The organism is Photobacterium chitinilyticum (genome assembly GCF_004104355.1).
Lineage (GTDB): Bacteria > Pseudomonadota > Gammaproteobacteria > Enterobacterales > Vibrionaceae > Photobacterium > Photobacterium chitinilyticum.
Map to the genome: position 1 here is coordinate 1 of NZ_RJLM01000039.1, position 2,715 is coordinate 2,715.

Here is a 2,715-nt window from a genome sequence, read left to right on the forward strand (position 1 = left end):
ATAACGCCTGCCATAAGGTGTGCCCCGCTGAACTAACAAAGCGCACCGAACTCCATACCAAAACCGCCGAGTGTAATGCATCACCTTGATGGCTTTGTTATGGCGAAAATCCTGTTGTTTTACTTACGTTTTTCCTTTAACTCTCAGCATTCTGAGGCCTTGCTATTCATCATGCAAGGTAGCAGCAACAAATACCAAAACTCATTGGCAATGAATCTGAAAGCGACTTAGTAAACGAAAAAACAACCACTAACCAAATACCAATCCCTTGTTGCGGCACTCGAACTTGGGCAGCCAAAAGCCACAGAGGAAAAAGAACTTTGTAACCACCAAGCAAATAACCGCAACCTGCGTAAAAACCATCATCGCGTGATGACCAATTGCGGCCAAAGAACTTGGGATACCCAGTACGAAATTGGCAATGAACTTTGATTGCACCAGCAGCAAGCCGCAATAATCGCTGGACGATTCTCACGGCACTACGACTGAAAAGATATTGATGGAATAACCACCATTGATGAACTAAGCCATGATGACAACAGATCGTTAAGAGCCATAACGCCTACAATAAGGTGTGCCAACTCTGAACTAGCCAAGCACACGGAACTTCAAACCAAAACTGCCGAGTGTAATGCATCACCTTGATTGTTTTGTTATGTGCTTACTACAACTCATGTAATTTTTAAATTAACTATCATTGCCATGACGAAGTTGATATTCTTTTTTATATCGCCACTCAGAAAAGAACCACATTATAAAACCATAAGCCAAGCCTGAAATTAACCAAGTTACCACATGATTTATCACGGAATTTATCTCTACGCCTTCATTAAAGGTTCCATTAAAGTACCCCATAACAATACACATAATTAAGCCAAAAGATAAAATCCCATTAATACAAATAAACTTCAACATCCCTTCAGTTCTTTTTGATTCCCAAGCGATATACTGATTATCTTTCATACCATCAAATCCTATTATTAATTACTAATATGCACATAACGCCCGCAATAAGGTGTGCCCCACTGAACCAGCAAAACGCACTGAACTCCGTACCAAAACCGCCGAGTGTAACGCATCACCTTGATTGCTTTGTTAAACCTTTTTTATTTTGAACTCGGTATTAAGTAAGTTTTCTAAAGATTCATTCAACCGTCTTCCATTAGGTGAAGAGATAAATTTAACCCTACTATCACCAATTGCATCTTCGATATCGAGTCTAATCTGTTCAGATATTTTTGAGTTAACAACTAAAATAAGTTCATTAATATTTTCATTTCCATCAATGTAATGCTTAGCCCAAATAGCCTTGAAATTATCAAGATTAGACTTAGCTTCGACAGCTACTTTCTTACCATCCATTTCAACAATAAAGTCAGCATTATAGTCATCAAGAACTGTTAATTTTTGTTTTCTATTTTTGTTAATATACTTATTAAGCGATTTCCTAACAACCATTTCGAAGTCAATTTCAGACTCAATAATGCGCATTATCTCACGTTCATCAATGTCCGCATTTACAAGATAGTTACGAGATTTACCTGAAGAACTTTCAATTTTAATTTCTTTGTTAATATTTTTAAACACCTGATCAATAACTAACTTTTTAATAATAATTGCTATAGTCGGAATTAAGGAACCAGCAGCTAAAACGGCAATTAAACTATCCACTAGACCTTCTCCTTGATACCAGTTAAAAGCAAGCTCACAATGTATACTGAACCACCAATTACCAAATGACTATCGAACCCTAAAGTCTTATCCATCGGGAACTTTAATGAAACATAGCAGGCCCAAGACCATGAAAATAAAAATATAAACACACAAATCCACAAAAATGGGGTCAAAGCCGCATCAGCTTTTGACATAGCAACAACATCATCATGACCAGGTAGATTCTTTTTCTTAGGCTTTGTTAATGGCATAAGGAATGATAAGCCAGCTGCAGCTAAAGTTGGACCGGTGAAACCAGCAGAATCAACCGCAAGCATAGTCCGCAACCCCCATTCAAAACCTAACAATGTCAATGGAAACCCATATATTAGTACAGCATACATTCTAAATTTTTCCTCCTTACTAAAAAAGTTTTAACGCCTGCAATAAGGTGCGCCCCTCTGAACCAACAAAGCACACCAAACTCCGAACCAAAACCGCCGAGTGTAAAGCGTCACACTTGATTGCCTTGTTATGCCGCACCAAGAATACTTACCTAACCTGGCAGCAAAACAAGCAACGCGTAATGATCTTGCGACGCAACCTATAGCTATTACCAACTCAAATATTCCCGATAACTTTCAGCGACATTGAGTACACCGGATTTGCATGATAACTAATGCAGAGTTACACAGGCTGCAAGCACTAAACTGATAGCCAATGGAATCACCGTACTAACCAAAGAACGCCGCGTGATGAACTGAAGCCGACCAACTCGATGCTAATGGCAGCAGATACATTAACAACCGACATTTTGACGAACTCAAGAAGCAGCCGGTTGATGAACGAAATTGCCTGAGAGATGGTGTCTTGTGCGCTGAGTTATTTATAGAGAAAACACTTAGCTTTTAGTGGCATAACGCCTGGGATAAGGTGCGCCACGACCAACTCACCAAACCCACTGAACTCCAAACCAAAACCGCCGAATCAAACAAGTCACCTTGATACCTTTGTTATGCAACTCCATCCGTTAATACGATCATACCTGGCCGAAAGCCTTTC

General features: G+C 39.3%; 3 protein-coding genes. All 3 read right to left on the minus strand.

Annotated elements, in window-relative coordinates; all coding sequences use genetic code 11:
- Positions 1–687 precede the first annotated feature (687 nt).
- Positions 688–963: a hypothetical protein gene (locus EDI28_RS25480; protein ID WP_128786649.1), complete on the minus strand. Its 276-nt coding sequence runs from the start codon at positions 961–963 to the stop codon at positions 688–690.
- 132 nt (positions 964–1,095) lie between these two features.
- A complete protein-coding gene (locus EDI28_RS25490) occupies positions 1,096–1,671 on the minus strand; it encodes a hypothetical protein (RefSeq protein ID WP_128786650.1) in 576 nt (191 codons plus the stop codon).
- Positions 1,671–2,057, minus strand: coding sequence for a hypothetical protein (locus tag EDI28_RS25495; RefSeq protein WP_128786651.1), 387 nt, complete (start codon positions 2,055–2,057; stop codon positions 1,671–1,673). Before EDI28_RS25495 ends, EDI28_RS25490 begins: the two co-directional genes overlap by 1 nt.
- Between the last annotated feature and the right edge of the window lie 658 nt (positions 2,058–2,715).

Excerpts from the sequence above, each read along its gene's own strand:
- EDI28_RS25480 (WP_128786649.1), bottom strand. The coding sequence starts at position 963 with ATGAAAGATAATCAGTATATCGCTTGGGAATCAAAAAGAACTGAAGGG.
- EDI28_RS25495 (WP_128786651.1), bottom strand. The coding sequence starts at position 2,057 with ATGTATGCTGTACTAATATATGGGTTTCCATTGACATTGTTAGGTTTT.